The organism is Halobacillus alkaliphilus (assembly GCF_900113125.1).
Lineage (GTDB): Bacteria > Bacillota > Bacilli > Bacillales > Halobacillaceae > Halobacillus > Halobacillus alkaliphilus.
The window spans coordinates 1-18,831 of the sequence record NZ_FOOG01000055.1; the positions used below are offsets into that span (position 1 = coordinate 1).

Genomic DNA, 18,831 nt, shown 5'->3' on the forward strand with positions numbered 1-18,831 from the left:
CTATCCGTCGTGGGCGTTGGAAATTTGAAAGGAGCTGTCCTTAGTACGAGAGGACCGGGATGGACACACCGCTGGTGTACCAGTTGTTCCGCCAGGAGCATCGCTGGGTAGCTACGTGTGGTCGGGATAAGTGCTGAAAGCATCTAAGCATGAAGCCCCCCTTGAGATGAGATTTCCCCTTACGCCAAGTAAGTAAGATCCCTCAGAGACGATGAGGTTGATAGGTCCGAGGTGGAAGCGTGGTGACACGTGGAGCTGACGGATACTAATGGATCGATGACTTATCTATCCTTTAATAAAGAAGTCGGAAGAGACGTTCGCTCGTCCGATGGTTGAATGTTCCTTATCCGGTTTTGAGGGTTCACCTCAAACTGTATATGATGTGGTGGTGAAGGCGAAGAGGTCACACCTGTTCCCATGCCGAACACAGAAGTTAAGCTCTTCAGCGCCGATGGTAGTCGGGTCGATCCCCGTGAGAGTAGGACGCCGCCACATCAATAGAAAAAGTCTTGGATATTTTCAAGGCTTTTTTTTATGGTGAAATATGGTGAGTGGTTTATTCCATACACATATTAATTATTCCCTTTCTTTTCCTTCTGTACTAAACCTAATAGACAAATAGATTATAAAAGGAGCCAACTCTAATAGGGGAAGGGATTGCTCTTCTACAGCATCATAGTTATAATGATATAGGAATGTATGTTCGGAGGGATTTCTATTAATTTAACAAGATGGAGCTATGCCGGAAGAAAAATGGTACGGGGATATTTTGATAAATTCCCTAATACCACTATCTACTTTAGAAGAATTCGAAGATACTATATTGTCTATTCACTGGATTGGATTAAGGAAGACCCGGTAGTGGAGAGAGAAGATAGAGAAGAGATGCAGATTCTCTTAAATAGAGAGCTCGGAAGAGAAAAAGAATATAAGAAAAGAAAGTCGAGAAGCTCTTAAGAGCTTCTCGATTATTTTATACAGACCAGTTTCGTTGTCCATACGAACGGTTTGAATGGATCTCAAAACCTGCCCACTTAGTGATATGAGCTAAGGGTGGTGAAGTAGTATCACCTCCATAATCGTCCCTTTTTATCCCATAGCTTCCCATGCAGCATGCATCCCTGCTACTCGACCGGTCACCATAGCTGATGTAATATTATAGCCCCCGGTATACCCGTGGATATCTAAGATTTCCCCACAAAAGTAAAGACCATTCATGAGTTTAGACTGCATTGTATTCGGTATTATTTCCTTAATCGATACTCCTCCTCCCGTAACGAATGCTTTTTCAATAGGAAGAGTATCATGTGTTTGAACTTGAAAATGTTTGATAAGGGATACGAATTTCTGTAACTTTTGATTAGAAAGATTAGCTGCTTTTTCATCTGCTTCAATATTCGTGTAATCTAATAAGTAATCCAATAATCGTTCGGGAACTATCCCTTTTACAAGGTTTCTAAATGTTTTCTTAGGATGATTCTTCAAAGCCTGCTGCAGTTCTTCATAAAAGGAATGTTCTTTTTTATCCGGCATACAGTCTATTTCAATAGTAACCGGTTTGTGACCTTTCATAAATTCTTTAACCACATATTGAGAACAGCGCAGGATAGCAGGCCCCGAGAGTCCGAAGTGAGTAAAAAGCATATCCATGCGGTGGGTCACAATCTGCTTTCCTTTTTGGTTAAGCACGGATACATCTACATCTCTTAAAGATAACCCCTGAAGACTTTTATCTTTTATAAATTCTTCGTTTGATAGTAAAGGAACCTCAGTAGGAAAAAGCTCCGTAATTACATGTCCTGCTTCCTTCGCCCAGGCGTAACCGTCTCCAGTACTACCCGTGTAAGGCACCGCTTTCCCTCCAACTGCAATAATAACAGCTTTCGTCATAACTGTTTCTTTGGATTGAAGTGTAATTTCGTGACTTTCGCTGCCATAGCGAATACTTTCTACTGGTGTTTTTTTTCGAACCTCAACATTCAGGTTCTCCAGTCGGTCCAATAGAGCCTGTACCACATCTTTTGCTTTATTACTTACAGGAAACATGCGTCCATGATCCTCTTCTTTTAAAGCAACACCCAGTCCTTCAAAAAAATCTATGATGTCATAGTTATTAAATACAGAAAAGGGGCTATACAAAAACTTGCCATTTCCCGGGATATGTTTAATCACTTCTTCTTCTGGAAGACGATTAGTAACATTACAGCGACCTCCGCCAGAGATTGCAAGCTTAGTACCTAATTTATTTCCTTTATCAATTAGAAGTGTTTTTACGCCTTGCTCAGCAGCAGCAATGGCTGCCATTAAACCAGAGGGCCCTCCCCCGATTACGGTTACTTGGTAAGTCATGAGGTTCTTCCTTTCTTTTTGGCCAATCGTTCATTGTTTCACCTTTATCTATGATAAAATAGATGAGGTCGATTCTACAATAAAATTGAAGGTGAATAGTAAAATATGTCGAAAATCTTAAAAGGCACGATGTTATTAACGGCCGGGACTTTTTTATCAAAATTCCTGGGTATGATTTATACGGTACCATTTGAAAATATGGTAGGCACGGAAGGAACAGATTTATTTTCTTACGCTTATGTTCCTTATAGCATTCTTTTAAGCTTGTCCAGTATGGGGATTCCAGTAGCCGTGTCCAAATTTGTTTCTAAATATAACGCCCTTGAAGACTATGAAACCGGCAGAAGGATGCTGAAGGCCGGTCAGACACTCATGGCCATCAGCGGGGTATTAGCGTTCTTAATCCTATTCTTTTCTGCGGAGCAAGTAGCTTCCTGGACAGTAGGTGCTGATTCACCCATTTTAGGTGACGCGACCATGGTTATCCAGATGGTAAGTTTCGCTCTGATAGTGATCCCGCCCATGAGTATTACAAGGGGATTTTTCCAAGGGTATGAATCGATGGCACCTACAGCTGTTTCACAAGTTGTGGAGCAAATTGTAAGAATTGTATTCTTGCTTGTTTCCGTTTTTATTATTGTGCAAGTCCTGCAAGGGCCTATTCCAATGGCAGTAGGGTTTGCAACTTTCGCTGCGTTTATTGGAGGTATTGCTTCTTGTATTGTCCTGTATATTTACTGGCGAAAACGAAAACCATATTTAGACCGTCAGTTAGATGCACAGGAATACACGTATGGTTTATCCAATAAAGAAATGTTTCAAGAACTGTTTACCTATGCAGGTCCATTTATTTTAGTAGGGATTGCTACACCGCTTTATCAGCTGATTGACCAGTTTACGCTTGAAAGAGCGATTACAGCAGCTGGATTGGAATATAAAAATTCATTTTCAATCATTAACTTTTTAAGCCACAAGCTGGTAATGATTCCTGTAACGTTTGGGATTGGTTTATCCCTCGCCCTGCTGCCTGCTATAACTCAATCCTTTACGAATAAGAATATGAGGCAATTGAACAACCAGGTGAATCAAGCCCTGCAGATCATTGCTATTCTTATTATACCTGCCGCTGTCGGATTGTCTGTAGTGGCTTTGGAAGCTTACGGCACGTTTTATGGAGTTGATGAAAACCTCGAAGATTTTCTATTTAAAGGGAGCCTGTTAAGATGGTACGCTCCAGTTGGTTTATTTCTTGCTCTTTATACAGTGACGTCATCCGTTCTTCAGGGAATTAACCGTCAGAACTTTGCGGTTATCAGCCTCGGAACTGGTATATTCCTTAAATTAGTGCTCAATACATGGTTTATTACTATAATGGGGCCAAAGGGAGCGATCCTGGCTACCGGAATCGGAGTAGCAGCTGCCGTAACTTTAAACTTCTGGCGGATATTTACAGCGATCGAGTTTTCGTACAGACAATTATACAAGCGTACACTACTGGTACTTATTTTAACAACAATAATGGCCATTTCCGTCTTCCTTGTAAAAGGACTGGCAGGACTCTTTCTTAACCCGACAGAGAGTAGATTGGACGCTTTACTGGTGTTAATAGTAAGTATAGGCTCAGGTGGTATAATTTATTTGTGGTTAACGTACAAGTCAACGTTATTAGAACGAGTACTTGGTGGAAGAGTTAGAGTATTAGATAAATTCTTAAAGCGCAGGTGAAGGAGATTTTAAAATGAGGATCGATAAATTGTTAGCTAACATGGGCTATGGAACACGCAAAGAGGTAAAGTCTCTGCTTAAAGGTGGGAACGTTCGAGTAAATGGACAACCGGAGAAGAGTCCTAAAACCCACATTAATACAGAAACAGACGAAATTACTGTGATGGGAGAAGAAGTGGAGTACAGAGAGTTTATTTACATTATGATGAATAAGCCAGGGGACCTAATCTCCGCTACAGAAGATGCAAACGAGACTACCGTCATTGATATTCTTCAGCCTGAAGATACCGTGTTTAGTCCTTTTCCAGTAGGCCGGCTGGATAAGGATACGGAAGGGCTTTTGCTGATCACTAATGATGGACAGTTAAATCATAGGCTGACTTCTCCCAAAAAAGATGTTGGGAAAACATATTTTGCGATTATTGAAGGAAAAGTAACAGAGAATGACGCAGAAGACTTTTCCAAGGGGGTTACGCTTGATGATGGATACAAAACCAAACCCGCTGAGCTCAATATCCTTGTATCTGATGATCGATCTGAGATTGAATTGACCATTACGGAAGGAAAATTCCATCAAGTAAAACGCATGTTTGAAGCGGTAGGTAAAAAAGTGGTCTATCTAAAGCGCATCAAAATGGGCACACTCCAACTTGACCCGGAATTAGAACTGGGGGAATATCGAGAGCTGCGCGAAGAGGAACTCGACTATTTATTCTCCATTACTAATCTTGAATAATCATTAAAAAACCACCCGATCCTAAGGAACGGGTGGTCTTGTACATATTTATCCAGTTTTAACTTTCTTTTTAGTAGCGGTCCACTTCCCACGGTTAGGACTTGATACAAGTCCGTTATATTCCAAAACGCTTAAGTCCCTCTGCATGGTTCGATCTGTAATTCCGAATTCGTCAGCGAGCTCGTTCGTTGTCACAATTCCCTGATCTCTTATAAAAAGATAAACAGCCTTAATTCGATTGAGCATGCGGGAAGATGGATGATTCAAAAAACCACTCCTTATTCGTTATCATTGGAATTTGTGGTGCCAGTGAAGATGGTTTCATTCTACTATAATGAAAAAGGGTGTTGCTACAAAAACACATTTATTTTACAGATAATTCACTAAATTTACAACTTCTTAAAAAAAGGAGGCGACGTATTGATAATCCTAAGGAAGTTATTTCTAAGAATTGTAAAAATAAACAATACCGTTCTTTTTCTATCAAGTGCATTGCTTGTTCTATTTTCTTCCGTTTTCATTGTGCTAGTAGAGAATGAAACTTTCCCTACTATTTTTGATGGATTCTGGTGGGTGATGACGACCGTAACGACCGTTGGATATGGGGATTATTTTCCTGTAACAGTAGGTGGGCGATTGATCGCCATAGGATTATATGTAATAGGGATCGGGCTTATTGGTGTGGTGATTAGTAAAATTATTGACGCTTTAGCTTTATTTAGAAAAAATCGTTTGGAGGGTGATATCATGTATAAGGATTCCGGTCATTTCATCATTATAGGCTGGTCTCAAAAAGCCCATTTTGCCATAAAAGAGATTATAGATACGAATCCTAAAGCTGAAGTGATTATCATTGATCAGCTGAAGGAAGCCCCACTGCTTGAAGAAAATATCCATTATGTAAAAGGGGAAGCTTCTAATACGGACACATTGGAAAAAGCAAATATAAAACATGCAAAGGCGGTCCTGGTATTTGCTAATGATAAATTGAGTAATGAGCAGGTAGCTGATGGACAGACATTATTAATTGCTTCCTCCATTGAGGCAATTGCTAAGGAAGTCCATACCATTGTGGAAATTATGGATGAAAAACATATTAAGAACTTTAAGCATATCCATGTCGATGAATTTATCCTTTCAAACGATACGATCTCCTCTCTTGCCGTCCGCTCAGCTTTCAGGAAAGGGGTTTCTGGAATTTACGGTCAGCTTTTAAAAAGATCTGTAGGAGAAGATTTATACCATATCCCTATGAGAAGCCACTGGAAGTTATACAGAGACGCTTTTCAAGAATTACTGGGTGAAGGGGCGACTCTCATTGCTGACCGACAGGACTTGTCTATTAATCGTAAATTAGACGAATCGATACCAGAAAATGCAGAATTATATGCGATTTGCAATGACGAAGTTTACACAAAGATTATAAAAGGAGGGTCGTCTTGATGGATTTCAAAAAATTGAGTGGTTTGTACGAAGAGGAATTTGTCACAAAGGTATTTCAAATTCTTAAGATTCCAAGTGTATACGAAGATAGTGAAGAGTATCCATATGGAAAGCCAATCCATGATGTGTTGGCAACCATGCTTCATATAGCCCAGAAAGATGGTTTTCTTACTAAGAATATCGATGGACACGCCGCGCATATAGAATTTGGTGAAGGGGAAGAATTACTGGGGATTCTTGGTCATCTGGACGTAGTACCTGCTGGGGATGACTGGACAACACCTCCTTTTGAGCCGACTATAAGAGATGGCCGTTTATTTGCAAGAGGAGCTCAGGATGACAAAGGTCCAGTCATGGCGGCCTATATTGCAATGAAAATACTTAAAGACAAGGGTTTTAAACCTAACAAACGTATCAGACTTATTCTGGGGACAGATGAAGAAAGGGACTGGAAAGGGATGGATTATTATTTTGAAAAGGAGGAAATGCCGGCTTTCGGATTCTCTCCTGACGCCTCCTTTCCAGTTATACATGCGGAAAAAGGATTATTGGATAGCTTTATCACTTTTCCCACTCCTTTTCTCGGTGGGCATGAAATTCCTGCCGTAGAGTTCGTCAGTCTAAGTGGAGGAGACCGCTTGAATATGGTTCCTGATCAAGCCAGAGCGGTGGTACGTTCTAAAGAAGACCTGGAAACTCATGTTAACAAGTACGCGGCAGAGCGTAAAGTGAGTGTCTCCATTGATAAAATTGAAGAAACTTATACGATTACATTTCATGGAGAAGCTGCTCATGCCAGTAAACCGGAAGCGGGCATGAACGCAATCATCGAGTTACTGACCTACTTGCTTACCCTTCCCATTCATTCAGAATGGAAGCATAAGCTTAAAAAAATCACTGAAAGTTTTACTCAGACTGATGGAAGTGGTCTGCTTCTTAAACAGTCAGATGAAGATTCTGGTGCACTTACTAGTAATCTTGGATCTCTCAGCATCCAACCTAATAGTTCGTTAATTCTCGGGTTGAATGTCAGATACCCGGTCACAGCTGAGGGGGACGAAATTATATCCACCCTTCAAGGTTATGCAGAAGAAAATAGTGGAACCCTTGAAGTATACGATCATTTAAAAGCCTTATTCATGACAAAAGACCATCCATTCTTGGAAACTCTTTTGCGGGTTTATAATAAAGCAGTAGGAAAAAATGACACAGCTATATCGATCGGCGGTGCTACATACGCTCGCTCCCTTCATGCCGGTGTAGCATTTGGAGCGATGTTTCCAGACAGTCCAGATACAGCCCATCAAAAGGATGAACATGTCAGGCTCTCTGATATGAGGAAAGCTGTCGAGATCTATGCAGCCTCTATTTACGAACTGACTAAATGATGATCTCTAAGAGGTTATTTCAATGATAAAGTCTTCAGTTGAAAAAACGTATCGTTTTATCCAGCTTTTTTATTTCTTTGCATTTTTCTCCTTCGGTTCCCTTTTTCCGTTATTATCGGTTTTCTTAGAAGAGGAGAAAGGGCTGAACCATACGCAAATAGGTATAGTTATAGCAGCTTTACCGCTTGTTACTATTTTCGTCCAGCCAGTGTGGGGGATGATCAGTGATTATACAAGAAGGCCAAAACGTCTGTTAATGATCGCTTCCATAATGGCGTCTATACTTGGTTTATTTTATCCATTTATGCAGTTATTTTATTTATTACTAATTGGCATCATTTTTATTGCCGTATTTCAATCCGGTATTGTACCGTTATCTGACAGTTTATCCTTGAACTTTGTGCACTCCAACGGGAAGGAATATGGGAATATACGATTATGGGGTGCCATAGGGTTTGCAGTATCCGTATTTATTCTTGGCCGTGTGACCGATTTGACGGGTTCCCTTAATTGGATCTTTTATTTCTTCTCGTTCGGGTTAATTCTAGCCTTAATCGCATTATTTCAATTTCCAAGACGATCTGAAGAAGTATCCGTTTCGTTCCGAGCAGGATTAAAGGTTCTGTTGAAACAAAAGCCGTTCATGCTATTCCTGGTTTCGAACTTTTTTATATTTGGTCCTGTACTGGCAAATAACTATTATTTCGGAACGTTTATATTATCAGTAGGAGGTACACTATCTGGAGTAGGCATCGCTTTCCTGCTAGCAGCAGGTAGTGAGGCTCCTTTTATGAAATATGCCCAGAAGGTTATCGATACTATGGGAGTTTTAAATGTAATATTGTTTAGCGCTCTCGTATCTTGCAGTCGCTGGTTTTTGTACTTTTTTGAGCCTTCAAGTGAACTAGTATACGCTACAACGATCGTGCAGGGAATCTCCGTAGGTCTTTATATACCAGCTGCCTTAATTTTAGTTAGAGAACTGGCTCCTCCAGAGGTCCGTGCTACAGCCGTCGGTTTATATTCCGCTGTGGGCAATGGTCTAGGGAATGCCTTTTTTACCTTTACAGGTGGTGTAATGATTGATATTTGGAGTACAGCAGGAATGTACGGGTTCTTCTCAGGTATGACATTACTCGGGATTTTATTAGTAACCGTGGTTAAGAAATGGACAACAAATTTAGTGAAGGAGCCTATAAGATGAGTGCACACTATTTTTTTGGAATTAAAGCCTCTTCTCATATACAAAAGTACTTGAAAGAGTGGCAGCGGATTCTTTCTAAATCAATGGATTATAAAGTATGGACTGATCCTGAGGACTTACACATTACAATAAAGTTTTTAGGAGGATGTTCCGATGAAATAATGAAAGCTTATCTAAATGAGCTTAAAAAACAGGATTGGCCGGAATCCTTTACCTTAAAGGTGGGCCCAGCAGGCTATTTTGGCCAGCTAGTTAAACCTCGAGTGTTCCTTGCAGAGGTTGAAAACATAACTCCACTACTCATGCTGAAAGATCAAGTGGATCGTACAGGTGAAAAATTTGGATTCAAAAAGGAAAATAGAAAATTTCACCCCCATATCACGTTAGCTAAGAAGAACGCTGAAGGTGACTCTCCATTATCAAAAGAGGCAAATTCCAGCGTTTTTGATGAGGTGTATTCAATGAGAGTTGATCATTTTTATCTTTTTCGTATTCATCCTGACCAGAATCCTAAGTATGAAGCGGTCGAAAAATTTGACTTATAAGTAGGCGGTGAAACAGTGGGTCAATTAATTAAACTAGAAGACTATATCTCCAGATATGAAACGGATATTTTTCAATATCCCAGACAATTTATAGAGTTAAAAAAAGAAAACTGGAGTAAAACGAAGCGAGCGTTTGAACAGGGTAGACTTGAAAAGAAAGATGAAGAAGAAAGCGAACCTGAAAAAAAACCCAAGCGAGGGTGGAGACGCCTTTTATTTCGTTTCAGAGAAGATGAAAAACACGAAAAGGAGATAAACATAGAAAATGAAACTTCACCACCTGAAACAATTCAGGATGTGAAGCAGAAATTTCTGGACCAACTGATTTCCTTTCAACTGAAATGGGCATCCACCACACTGCAGGAAAAATCTTTCTTAGACAGAACCTACCAGGATGATGAAAAACTTAAGTTTTTCCTGCAGAGATTTCCAGATACTTACTTTATTATGTATCATCCCGTAGTGAAGGTACGCAACGCAACCATGGAATCCGAAATCATACTTATTGGTCCTCTTGGAATAGAAATCATTTATTATTTGCATCTGCCCGGAGCTGAAAATATTATGCCTTCTTCCGATCATAGCTGGAATGCTTTATATAAGGAGCGCAACTCCAAAGTCATTAATCCACTACTATCATTAAAACGTACGGAAACGTTTGTCAAAAGTGTCTTGAAAACATACGGAATTGACTTTCCTTTACGGAAGGTTGTATTAGCTCCTGATTTAACTTTTCAATCCTTCCAAGAGCCATACGATACAGATTTTGTTGATAAGCAAAGATACGAAGAGTGGATGTATAACAAGCGAAATATAACATCCCCGCTGAAACATAAACAGCTTAAAACGGCAGAAGCGCTTTTGAAGCATTGTCAGACTACATCCTTCAACCGGCCTGCATGGGATACCGAAGAGGAAAGCTAAGAAAGAAGATTAATGGTTTCTTTAGGAAGAGGCGCAGGCTCACCTATAAAGTACCCCTGCCCGTAATCAACGCCAAGTTCTCGTAACCAGATCCATTCGTTTCTTGTTTCAATTCCTTCTGCCAGAACTTTAATACCTAAGTTTGAAGCACGACTCATGACTTGAAATAGAAAATTTTGACTGGTCAAATCATCATGACAGTTTTGAATATAAGAACGGTCAATTTTTAAGTAGTCAGGCCTTAATAAACTTAACATCTCGAGTGTACTGTATCCTGCCCCTACATCGTCTAACGCAACTTTCATACCAGACGTTTTGTATGTATCTAAGATTGATTTTAGGTGTTCTACATTCGTGATTTTTTCAGTTTCAACCACTTCAAATACTAAATCCACAGGATCAATATTAAACTCTTTCACTATTTGGAACGTATGTTGCAAGCAAAATTCAGGAACATAGATTGTGGAAGGAAGGAAATTAATAAAAATTTTCTGGCCCTTTTGTAGAAAATCTGATTTTGCTTTTACAGCCGCTCGGCGTGCCTTTTGATCAAGCAAGGATTGAAGACCTGATCGCTGAGCATGGGAAAATAATTCAGCTGGATTTATGTTCTCACCTTCTGTGCGGAGCAGAGATTCATATCCATAAATTTCGTCATTTTTCACATCTACGATTGGTTGTAAGTGAGAGGTGAACCTGCCATGCTGAATAATCTCTCCTAACCCAGGTTTATCTAATCTTTCATAAAGGTGCTGAATGGAGATTGGAAAAGACTGGGTTGAATCTAAATTTATAATATGCATCCATTCTTTGGAGGTTGCTGTTGTTGCTGATGAAAGCAATACTCCTAAGGCAGTTTTTAGTTCTTTTTTTGATTTATATCTATAAATAATGGTTTCCTCATCTTCATGACTTACAAAAAGCTGCATCGATTTAAAAGATTTTTTCTTGTTTAGCACGATAGATCCACTCTCTGGAATAAGGAAATTTGTACCGCAAAATTGACAGTCTTTCGACATAAAACCCCTCCTCTTTGATAGTAGTATAATATAATATTACCATGTTTTTTAAAAAAATATTTTTTAAATAGGAGAAATGTCATGTGTTTGTGATCATTATTAATCCCAAAGCAGGTCATGGACAGGCAGAGAGGTTATTCAGGACCATTCAAAATGATCCTTTGTATCAGAATCAGAGAAAGAATTTTCAGGCTCATTTTACTGTTTATCCAGGTCATGCCGAAAAGTTGGCAGGGGAGCTTTGTTATCTGTATCAAGATTTCTTAAGTTACCTTATTGTGATCGGAGGGGATGGCACCCTCCATGAGGTAATAAATGGAGCGCAGCCTTACCCTGATCTTCCTATTGGTTTTATACCGGTTGGTGCTGGTAATGATTTCGCGAAAGGGATTGGACAGGTTAAAGCCGGCGTCCCATTATTTCGCGAGATGGTTCAAGCTCCAAAGTTTCATAGAATCCGTACAGGTACATTCACAGCTAATGACGGGGAAGCAGCCAAACCGCGCTCTTTTTTGAATAGTATTGGATTTGATATGGACGGTCTAATAGTGGAAGAAGTCAATAAATCTGTTTTTCGTAAATGGGCCAAGTATTTTCGAATTACTTCATTTATTTATCCGCTGGCTCTGCTGAGAGTTTTACCTGGATTAAACCCTATATCAATAGAATTAAGAATTGATGGCAAGAAGATCGAATGTAAACAAGCAACTATGGTTACTATTACAAATCACCCTTACTACGGAGGAGGAATGAAAATTGCTCCTAAAGCGAGTATTGAAAAACCAACTTTTCAAATTATCATCGTAGAACCTATCTCTAAATGGAAAATACTGGCCTTTTTTAAAACTGTATTTACAGGACGGCACATTCAACGAAAAGAAGTGCATGAGTGGGAAGGTCGAAATGTTCACATCTCTTCATCTGAACCCTTACCTTTTCAAGTAGATGGTCAGAGTGGGGAGTGTTATGAATGTTATATAGAAAAGACCCCTTCCGCAAGGTCGATTTTTGTAGGATAAAATAGATATTTCTTGAAAGTATGCAGACCAATGAGTTAATCTAATTTAAGGTAACTCTTTTTAGATCATTTTAAAGACTTTGGAACGGTCCTAAAGTACGATATACTAAAAGAAGTATAATCAAAGGCAGATTTGAGGAATTGAAGGTGAATTGGTTGGAACATATACTTGGTAATGATTGGACGGTAACACCAGCAGGAGGATCTACTGGAGAAGCATATTATGCCCAAACCGAAGGGAAGCGTTTATTTCTAAAAAGAAATTCGTCTCCATTTCTTGCTGTGCTTTCTGCCGAGGGAATTGTACCCAAGCTTGTATGGACCAAGCGGTTAGAAAATGGGGATGTAATCACTGCCCAAGAGTGGTTGGAAGGGCGCGAGTTAAATCCGGAAGAAATGAAACATCCTCGAGTAGCCGCCCTGTTAAGCAAAATTCACCACTCGACAGAGCTTCTAGATATGCTGATGCGGTTAGGGAAGACCCCGCTGACTCCTCACGAGGTTTTGAAGGACCTCAAGGAGAATCAGCAGGTTCTCGACGAAGTTGCACCTAAACTCAATATTCATCAGGCAATTCAGTTTCTGGAATACAGAGTGGACGATGTGATACATGACTTCCATGTGGTTTGTCACTGTGATACAAATCATAATAATTGGCTTCTCTCTTCTTATGACCAGCTTTATTTGATCGACTGGGATAATGCGATGGTTGCAGATCCTGCTCTTGATTTAGGCATGATGCTCTTCTCCTATATACCAGAAGAAAATTGGCATCATTGGTTAAAAGAGTATGGAATCGATCCTGATACGCATTTATTTGAGCGGATGATATGGTATTCTATTTCTCAGGCTCTTGCGTTTATTCAGTGGCATCAGATGAGAGGAGAGTACGACGAAGCTTCCATTCGTACAGAGAAGCTTAAGAAAATTATGGATAAACATAAAATCATTTAAAGATCATGATGGGATTCATGGATTGATGAGATAAATAAAAAACGAACCGTTGCTTTTAAAAGCAACGGTTCGTTTTTTATTTATAAATTTATGTTAACCTTCAGTAATCGTAGGTGTATATTTTAGTTTTTTCTCTTTGACTTCAGTGCTCATTTTCTCGTTCATTTTTTCAAAAGGGTATACAAATAGTGCGTATCCAGCGAACATTACAGAGAAAGTAGCCACCACTGTCACATCAATTACTTGGTTCATCAATTTCATAAATTAATTATCACTCCAATATCCGTTATTATCACACAAATATAATGGTATATGAGAAAGCGTTTACAACCCAACCTCCTGTTTCAAGGATTTTTATCAGTTAGGAGAAGAACTTACTCTTTTCAGCTATATATCTTCCTCATGGTTAAACATAAGAGGTATTAGGCACAAATCCGTCTAATTTCACCGTATTTAATAAAAACTTTAAATTGGAAGCTTGTTCATGGTACGATTTTAACGATAAGAGGAGGAATCTAATTATGCGATTAAGGAATAAACCCTGGGCAGATGATTATATGCGGGAGCATGATCATATCGTTGTCCAAGAACCATTTGAAATGTTAGGTAAATGGAGCGAATTATTTAAGAACCCGAAGGCGCCTTTACACCTGGAAATTGGTTCAGGAAAAGGGCAGTTTATAGCTGGTATGGGAAAACAGCACAATGAAATAAATTTTGTAGGAATTGAGCTTGTGAAGAGTGTAATAGTTGGCGCTTTGAAAAAAGTATTAGATGCCGATGTAGATAATGTAAGACTGGTGAACGAGGACGCTCAAGATCTTCGAGAGCTCTTTGGAGAGAATGAAATTGATCATTTATATTTAAACTTCTCTGATCCGTGGCCGAAAAACAGACACGAGAAGCGCCGTCTTACTTATCACACGTTTCTTGACCAATATGAGAAAGTTCTTGTACCTGGCGGTGAAATTACATTGAAAACTGATAATAAGGGATTGTTTGAATATTCATTAGTCAGCTTTTCGCAATATGGAATGATTTTGGAAGACGTGTCAGTCGATTTACACGCCGAAGAGGATCCTTTGAATGTGCCAACAGAATATGAGGAAAAGTTTTCAGCTAAGGGGCAGCCAATTTACAGATGTCGCGCACGCTTTAAATAACCTTACTTAAGCAGGGCTCTAGTCGATATGGTAGACTAGAGCTATATTTATGTTAGGGGGAGATGCTTACATGAAAACAATGCAAATTGGACGAGCCAAATTAACCTGGCTGGATGGTGGAGTTACTCATATGGATGGAGGGGCTATGTTTGGGGTTGTTCCAAAACCTTTATGGAGCAGAAAATATCCCGTCAACGAAAAGAACCAGATTGAGCTCCGGACTGACCCTATCTTGTTAGATATTGATGGAAAAAAAATGATCATTGATTCAGGCATCGGAAATAATAAGCTAACTGAAAAAGAACTTCGAAATTATGGAGTCAAAGAGGAGTCGAAAATTGAACAGTCTTTAAATCTATTGGGACTTAGCCGGCATGATATTGATTATATTCTAATGACCCATTTGCATTTTGATCATGCTTGTGGACTAACCATGTGGGAAGAGAATCATCTTGTACCTGCTTTCCCTGAAGCAAAAATATTTACGAATTCTACGGAATGGGAAGAAATGCGGAACCCTAACATACGATCAAAAAATACATATTGGGAAGAGAACTGGAAACCTGTAGAGGAGCTGGTTCATACCTATCAGGATTCAGTGGAGATTGTTCCTGGTCTTCGTATGATTCATACAAGCGGCCATAGTAATGGCCATTCCATTATAGTATTTGAAGATGGTGATGAAACTTTTATTCACATGGCTGATATAATGCCCACACATGCTCATCAGAATGTACTATGGGTCCTCGCTTATGATGACTACCCAGTTACTTCAGTTCATGAGAAACAAAAGTGGATGGCCTATGGTTATGAAAGAAAAGCATGGTATATATTCTATCACGATGCGAGTTACTGCGCGCTGCAATTTGACCAAGATGGAAAGGTCATAAATGAACTGAAAAGAGAAACCCATTCCTATCCTGGAGAGTAATAAAAAGCCCCGCTTTGTCAATTGACAAAGCGGGGCGGTTATTGGTTCTGTATTAAGCTGAAGTTTCAGCGACATCTACAATAGTGCCTGTTTCAGTATCGATGTAAAATTCGAACTGAGATGTTTCGCCATCCTGATTCTTAGAAATTCCTCCACGATATACATCGTAGTTAATGCCATTTTTATTAAGTTCCTCAGGCTTCATGTAGATCCAAGAGCCACTAATTGGTCCTTGTTTTTTAAAGGCTTCTTTTGCAATCTTGAGAGCTTTCTCAGGAGTTACATTCTGGTTGCTGCTAAACTGTTGTTTTACTGCGTAGCCAGCCACTGCTCCTACACCGGCGGCTATTGCGACTTTTTTCCAATTCATTCACCAATCACCTCACAACTTTATTCTACTATTCACTATACTAGATTTTCCCGATAAAAGGAAATTAAAACATAAGGACCGGATTTGTAGAAACGTTTTCAAAGTTCCGTTAAAATAGAGAAAGACGTACAAAAAGGAGAGGTACATAAATGAATCAGGAAACGAAAGATCTTTTTAAGACGTTAACCGAATTACCGGGAGCACCGGCAAACGAACACTTAGTCCGTCAGTTCATGAAGTCTGAGCTTGAAAAATACTCCGATGAAATCGTTCAGGATCGTCTGGGCGGCGTATTTGGACTTCGAGATGCAAAAAAGGGACCTACCGTGATGGTCGCAGGACATATGGATGAAGTTGGATTTATGGTGACACAAATTACGGATAATGGAATGTTACGCTTTCAGCCTCTCGGCGGCTGGTGGAATCAGGTTCTGCTTGCACAGCGTGTCCAAGTTATTACTGAAAACGGTCCAATTGTAGGCGTGATAGGTTCGATCCCTCCGCATAATCTGACGCCGGAACAAAGAAAAAAACCGATGGAAATTAAAAATATGCTGATTGATATTGGAGCGGATGATCGAGAAAATGCTAAATTAATCGGCATAAAGCCAGGACAGCCTATCGTACCTATCTGTCCTTTTACTCCTATGGCCAATGAAAAGAAAATTCTTGCTAAAGCCTGGGATAATCGTTATGGTTGTGGATTGTCCATAGAACTCTTGAAAGAGCTTCAGGGCACAAAACTTCCAAACAAGTTATACTCTGGGGCCACCGTGCAGGAAGAAGTTGGTTTGAGAGGGGCTCAAGCATCTGCCAATAAAATTAATCCAGACATTTTCTACGCATTGGACGCTTCCCCTGCTAATGACATGAGTGGAGACAAAAAAGAATTTGGACAATTAGGTAAGGGAGCCTTGCTGCGAATTGTCGATAAGTCGATGGTTACCCATCGCGGGATTAGAGACTTTATTCTGGACACAGCCGAAACACATAGTATCCCTTATCAATATTTCGTATCACAGGGAGGTACAGATGCAGGCCGTGTTCACATCGCCAATAATGGTGTGCCTTCCGCAGTTGTAGGTATTTGCTCCCGTTATATCCATACTTCGTCTTCCATCATACATGTAGATGACTATGCAGCAGCAAAGGAATTGCTCGTTCATTTAGTAAAAACCACGGATCAAAAAGCTGTAGATCATATCCGGAAAAATGTATAGGAATGTTAAAATCACGCTAAGCTGAACTTAGCTTGCGTGACTTGATAGACGATAGTGTTAAACATTTGTATAAAGAAAGGTGTATAGACTGGTGAAAATATATGTTGGATCGCAAAACCCTACAAAAGTTGATTCAGTTAAACAAGTATTTGTAAATCATGATGTGACAGGCATGGAAGTTGAATCCAGAGTTGCTGCTCAGCCATTTTCAGATGAGGAGACGTTGGAAGGCGCTATTAACCGGGCCCGGGAATGTGCATCCATAAATAAAAGTAACCTTGGGATTGGTCTTGAAGGCGGAGTAATGGAAATCGAGGGCGATCTTTACCTCTGCAACTGGGGAGCGCTCGTCGATTCTAAAGAAAATGTATTTACGGCCAGCGGTGCTCGAATTGCTTTGCCAGACGAAATTAAAAAGAGTTTGGAAAAAGGAAAAGAGCTTGGCGAAGTCATGGATGCTTATGCAAATAAACATGAAGTAAGTAAAAATGAGGGTGCGATTGGAATTTTCACGAATGGGGTTATTCAAAGAGAAGAGATGTTTTCTCATGTGGTTAAATTACTAAAAGGCCAATGGGAATTTTATCAACAGTCTTAAAAAGTGTGCCGACCCGAAGGAGGGCGGCACACTTTTTTTGATGAGGTTAATATTTACTCATAAATATAGCTTAAAACAGCCAAAGCTTGGTCGATTGTTTCCACCGTGACATCAGCCTGATTGGATAATTCTTTTAAGGGATGGATCAGAGACTCGGGCCGAACGATAATTAAGGGCTTACGAAGCTGTATAGCGGCGCTCGCATCCATTGCGGTATTCCACTGTTTATAGTTTTCACCGAATAGAGCAATTACAGCATCTGACTTATGAAGTAAAACCTGAGTTCTGAAATTATTAATACTAGAAGCGGCATCATCACGGTAAATTTTATCCGGCTGTTCACCCATAATGGCTTCTCCGATATTATCGGAGCGTTCGTGGTTTTCCTGAGGCCCAACAAACTGGAGTGGTAAATTTTTTTCCTTTGCTTGAGCCTTTACATTATTACGCCAATCATCATGAATCTGTCCAGCTAAATAAACAGTTAGTTCCATCTAAAATACCTCCTATAGAAATTAAGTCTAGCTTTAGTATGAAATAGTCTTATTTTTCTGTCTAGCGAAGTCTCTTGATATAATTTCCAATTGTAGTGATTATGAGATGGCAGTTAAGAAGATAAACGCTCTTAATTATAGGAAAGACTTACGTGATTAAGGATTGACCTTCTGGAAAGTGGTTGTACTTCTGCTCTCTTTTCTTTTTCAGTTTAGCTTCACTAACTTGAATACTGTCAGTGGAATTTTGACTGCTTATGGTAAATTGGCCTGTTTCAGTGGGGATTCGTAAGTCAGTCATTGAGCCGCTTATTCTTCAATGGACAGAATTTGATTTTCGCCTGTGTCCACTACTTATAGAACGATTTATTTAAATAACTTTGTTAAAAGCAATTGCTAATTTTTCCATAAGAAGACTTAACAAGCTAATGGACAGTTATCTGTAAGACTAAGTTTCGAGTGTCCGTTCCAAAATATAGACTGGGGCGGCTCCGTAAACAACTCGATTTCCTGCGGCTCTACATGACGTAGAGTCGATCGACCCTACGTCGTGCAGGGCCGGAAAGCGAAATCGTCCCCCGGAGGACCTTATGCTCAACTAATATCTAGAAACTGAGTCTTACAGTATGGGGAGCTACTCTATAGTATCAACATGAAACTTTAACAGAGACATTCATGCTAATTTTTTCGCACCATGATATATGAAAATGGTTTCCTAACGGGTATTAGAAGAGTACAGTCAGCGACTTC

At 39.7% G+C, this 18,831-nt stretch carries 20 protein-coding genes and 2 rRNA genes; 16 read left to right on the plus strand and 6 right to left on the minus strand.

The annotated features are described in order from the left end of the window. The 3 genes from BMZ06_RS18560 to BMZ06_RS18570 form a co-directional block, all read left to right on the plus strand. A 23S ribosomal RNA gene (locus BMZ06_RS18560) occupies window positions 1-289 on the plus strand; the annotation flags it as partial. Between the two features lie 92 nt (window positions 290-381). Beyond that, a 5S ribosomal RNA gene (gene rrf / locus BMZ06_RS18565) occupies window positions 382-495 on the plus strand. 204 nt (window positions 496-699) lie between these two features. Then, window positions 700-957 carry a hypothetical protein gene (locus BMZ06_RS18570; RefSeq protein ID WP_089754429.1) on the plus strand — a complete coding sequence of 86 codons (258 nt, stop codon included), beginning with the start codon at window positions 700-702 and terminating at the stop codon, window positions 955-957. Window positions 958-1,089: 132 nt separating this feature from the next. On the opposite strand, the gene BMZ06_RS18575 is transcribed toward BMZ06_RS18570, so the two are convergent. Further along, complete coding sequence (locus BMZ06_RS18575) at window positions 1,090-2,349, minus strand: BaiN/RdsA family NAD(P)/FAD-dependent oxidoreductase (protein WP_089754431.1); 1,260 nt, start codon at window positions 2,347-2,349, stop codon at window positions 1,090-1,092. 105 nt (window positions 2,350-2,454) lie between these two features. Here BMZ06_RS18575 and BMZ06_RS18580 point away from each other — a divergent pair, with 105 nt between their 5' ends. After that, window positions 2,455-4,074 (plus strand): putative polysaccharide biosynthesis protein, encoded by a 1,620-nt coding sequence (locus BMZ06_RS18580; RefSeq protein ID WP_089754434.1) that lies wholly within the window; start codon window positions 2,455-2,457, stop codon window positions 4,072-4,074. 13 nt (window positions 4,075-4,087) lie between these two features. Then, window positions 4,088-4,810 carry a pseudouridine synthase gene (locus BMZ06_RS18585; RefSeq protein WP_089754435.1) on the plus strand — a complete coding sequence of 241 codons (723 nt, stop codon included), beginning with the start codon at window positions 4,088-4,090 and terminating at the stop codon, window positions 4,808-4,810. A 48-nt stretch (window positions 4,811-4,858) separates the two neighbouring features. On the opposite strand, the gene BMZ06_RS18590 is transcribed toward BMZ06_RS18585, so the two are convergent. Next, the gene (locus BMZ06_RS18590; RefSeq protein WP_422164171.1) at window positions 4,859-5,056 is read right to left on the minus strand and encodes a DeoR family transcriptional regulator; all 198 of its coding nucleotides are present in this window, start codon (window positions 5,054-5,056) and stop codon (window positions 4,859-4,861) included. A 174-nt stretch (window positions 5,057-5,230) separates the two neighbouring features. On the opposite strand from BMZ06_RS18590, the gene BMZ06_RS18595 reads away from it, so the two are divergent. Genes BMZ06_RS18595 through BMZ06_RS18615 form a run of 5 tightly spaced genes read left to right on the plus strand, consistent with a single transcriptional unit; the run spans window position 5,231 to window position 10,314 of the window. Beyond that, entirely contained in the window at window positions 5,231-6,253 is a 1,023-nt protein-coding gene (locus BMZ06_RS18595) for a potassium channel family protein (protein WP_089754439.1), read from the plus strand. After that, on the plus strand, window positions 6,253-7,641 hold the full coding sequence (gene pepV / locus BMZ06_RS18600) for a dipeptidase PepV (RefSeq protein WP_089754441.1): 1,389 nt from the start codon (window positions 6,253-6,255) through the stop codon (window positions 7,639-7,641). The genes BMZ06_RS18595 and pepV overlap by 1 nt, the downstream gene beginning before the upstream one ends. A 22-nt stretch (window positions 7,642-7,663) precedes the next feature. Then, window positions 7,664-8,845 carry an MFS transporter gene (locus BMZ06_RS18605; protein WP_089754443.1) on the plus strand — a complete coding sequence of 394 codons (1,182 nt, stop codon included), beginning with the start codon at window positions 7,664-7,666 and terminating at the stop codon, window positions 8,843-8,845. Next, window positions 8,842-9,390: an RNA 2',3'-cyclic phosphodiesterase gene (gene thpR, locus BMZ06_RS18610; RefSeq protein ID WP_175477929.1), complete on the plus strand. Its 549-nt coding sequence runs from the start codon at window positions 8,842-8,844 to the stop codon at window positions 9,388-9,390. The genes BMZ06_RS18605 and thpR overlap by 4 nt, the downstream gene beginning before the upstream one ends. A gap of 15 nt (window positions 9,391-9,405) precedes the next feature. Continuing rightward, window positions 9,406-10,314 (plus strand): hypothetical protein, encoded by a 909-nt coding sequence (locus BMZ06_RS18615; protein ID WP_089754447.1) that lies wholly within the window; start codon window positions 9,406-9,408, stop codon window positions 10,312-10,314. Here BMZ06_RS18615 and BMZ06_RS18620 read toward each other — a convergent pair. Continuing rightward, a complete protein-coding gene (locus tag BMZ06_RS18620) occupies window positions 10,311-11,333 on the minus strand; it encodes an EAL domain-containing protein (RefSeq protein ID WP_089754449.1) in 1,023 nt (340 codons plus the stop codon). The two genes, BMZ06_RS18615 and BMZ06_RS18620, sit on opposite strands and share 4 nt — an antisense overlap. 83 nt (window positions 11,334-11,416) lie before the next feature. On the opposite strand from BMZ06_RS18620, the gene BMZ06_RS18625 reads away from it, so the two are divergent. Continuing rightward, window positions 11,417-12,352 (plus strand): diacylglycerol/lipid kinase family protein, encoded by a 936-nt coding sequence (locus tag BMZ06_RS18625; RefSeq protein ID WP_089754451.1) that lies wholly within the window; start codon window positions 11,417-11,419, stop codon window positions 12,350-12,352. 155 nt (window positions 12,353-12,507) lie between these two features. Beyond that, window positions 12,508-13,305 carry a phosphotransferase family protein gene (locus BMZ06_RS18630; protein ID WP_089754453.1) on the plus strand — a complete coding sequence of 266 codons (798 nt, stop codon included), beginning with the start codon at window positions 12,508-12,510 and terminating at the stop codon, window positions 13,303-13,305. 93 nt (window positions 13,306-13,398) lie between these two features. Here the strand turns inward: BMZ06_RS18630 and BMZ06_RS20870 are convergent, their stop codons facing one another. Then, window positions 13,399-13,566, minus strand: coding sequence for a hypothetical protein (locus BMZ06_RS20870; RefSeq protein WP_175477930.1), 168 nt, complete (start codon window positions 13,564-13,566; stop codon window positions 13,399-13,401). Window positions 13,567-13,826: 260 nt separating this feature from the next. On the opposite strand from BMZ06_RS20870, the gene trmB reads away from it, so the two are divergent. Together trmB and BMZ06_RS18640 are read left to right on the plus strand one after the other, a co-directional pair. After that, a complete protein-coding gene (gene trmB / locus BMZ06_RS18635) occupies window positions 13,827-14,468 on the plus strand; it encodes a tRNA (guanosine(46)-N7)-methyltransferase TrmB (protein WP_089754455.1) in 642 nt (213 codons plus the stop codon). Between the two features lie 70 nt (window positions 14,469-14,538). Continuing rightward, window positions 14,539-15,399 carry a YtnP family quorum-quenching lactonase gene (locus BMZ06_RS18640; RefSeq protein ID WP_089754457.1) on the plus strand — a complete coding sequence of 287 codons (861 nt, stop codon included), beginning with the start codon at window positions 14,539-14,541 and terminating at the stop codon, window positions 15,397-15,399. A gap of 52 nt (window positions 15,400-15,451) precedes the next feature. Here BMZ06_RS18640 and BMZ06_RS18645 read toward each other — a convergent pair whose 3' ends face one another. Then, window positions 15,452-15,769: a PepSY domain-containing protein gene (locus tag BMZ06_RS18645; protein ID WP_014644059.1), complete on the minus strand. Its 318-nt coding sequence runs from the start codon at window positions 15,767-15,769 to the stop codon at window positions 15,452-15,454. A gap of 149 nt (window positions 15,770-15,918) precedes the next feature. Between BMZ06_RS18645 and BMZ06_RS18650 the strand changes: the two genes are divergently transcribed. Together BMZ06_RS18650 and BMZ06_RS18655 are read left to right on the plus strand one after the other, a co-directional pair. Then, the gene (locus BMZ06_RS18650) at window positions 15,919-16,989 is read left to right on the plus strand and encodes a M42 family metallopeptidase (RefSeq protein WP_089754459.1); all 1,071 of its coding nucleotides are present in this window, start codon (window positions 15,919-15,921) and stop codon (window positions 16,987-16,989) included. A 91-nt stretch (window positions 16,990-17,080) separates the two neighbouring features. Then, window positions 17,081-17,587: a DUF84 family protein gene (locus BMZ06_RS18655; protein WP_089754461.1), complete on the plus strand. Its 507-nt coding sequence runs from the start codon at window positions 17,081-17,083 to the stop codon at window positions 17,585-17,587. Between the two features lie 53 nt (window positions 17,588-17,640). On the opposite strand, the gene BMZ06_RS18660 is transcribed toward BMZ06_RS18655, so the two are convergent. Next, a complete protein-coding gene (locus tag BMZ06_RS18660) occupies window positions 17,641-18,081 on the minus strand; it encodes a YtoQ family protein (RefSeq protein WP_089754464.1) in 441 nt (146 codons plus the stop codon). Window positions 18,082-18,831 lie beyond the last annotated feature (750 nt).

Coding starts and splice junctions, on each gene's coding strand:
- BMZ06_RS18570 (WP_089754429.1), top strand. CDS start 700: ATGTTCGGAGGGATTTCTATTAATTTAACAAGATGGAGCTATGCCGGA.
- BMZ06_RS18575 (WP_089754431.1), bottom strand. CDS start 2,349: ATGACTTACCAAGTAACCGTAATCGGGGGAGGGCCCTCTGGTTTAATG.
- BMZ06_RS18580 (WP_089754434.1), top strand. CDS start 2,455: ATGTCGAAAATCTTAAAAGGCACGATGTTATTAACGGCCGGGACTTTT.
- BMZ06_RS18585 (WP_089754435.1), top strand. CDS start 4,088: ATGAGGATCGATAAATTGTTAGCTAACATGGGCTATGGAACACGCAAA.
- BMZ06_RS18590 (WP_422164171.1), bottom strand. CDS start 5,056: ATGCTCAATCGAATTAAGGCTGTTTATCTTTTTATAAGAGATCAGGGA.
- pepV (WP_089754441.1), top strand. CDS start 6,253: ATGGATTTCAAAAAATTGAGTGGTTTGTACGAAGAGGAATTTGTCACA.
- BMZ06_RS18605 (WP_089754443.1), top strand. CDS start 7,664: ATGATAAAGTCTTCAGTTGAAAAAACGTATCGTTTTATCCAGCTTTTT.
- thpR (WP_175477929.1), top strand. CDS start 8,842: ATGAGTGCACACTATTTTTTTGGAATTAAAGCCTCTTCTCATATACAA.
- BMZ06_RS18620 (WP_089754449.1), bottom strand. CDS start 11,333: ATGTCGAAAGACTGTCAATTTTGCGGTACAAATTTCCTTATTCCAGAG.
- BMZ06_RS20870 (WP_175477930.1), bottom strand. CDS start 13,566: ATGAAATTGATGAACCAAGTAATTGATGTGACAGTGGTGGCTACTTTC.
- trmB (WP_089754455.1), top strand. CDS start 13,827: ATGCGATTAAGGAATAAACCCTGGGCAGATGATTATATGCGGGAGCAT.
- BMZ06_RS18640 (WP_089754457.1), top strand. CDS start 14,539: ATGAAAACAATGCAAATTGGACGAGCCAAATTAACCTGGCTGGATGGT.
- BMZ06_RS18645 (WP_014644059.1), bottom strand. CDS start 15,769: ATGAATTGGAAAAAAGTCGCAATAGCCGCCGGTGTAGGAGCAGTGGCT.
- BMZ06_RS18650 (WP_089754459.1), top strand. CDS start 15,919: ATGAATCAGGAAACGAAAGATCTTTTTAAGACGTTAACCGAATTACCG.
- BMZ06_RS18660 (WP_089754464.1), bottom strand. CDS start 18,081: ATGGAACTAACTGTTTATTTAGCTGGACAGATTCATGATGATTGGCGT.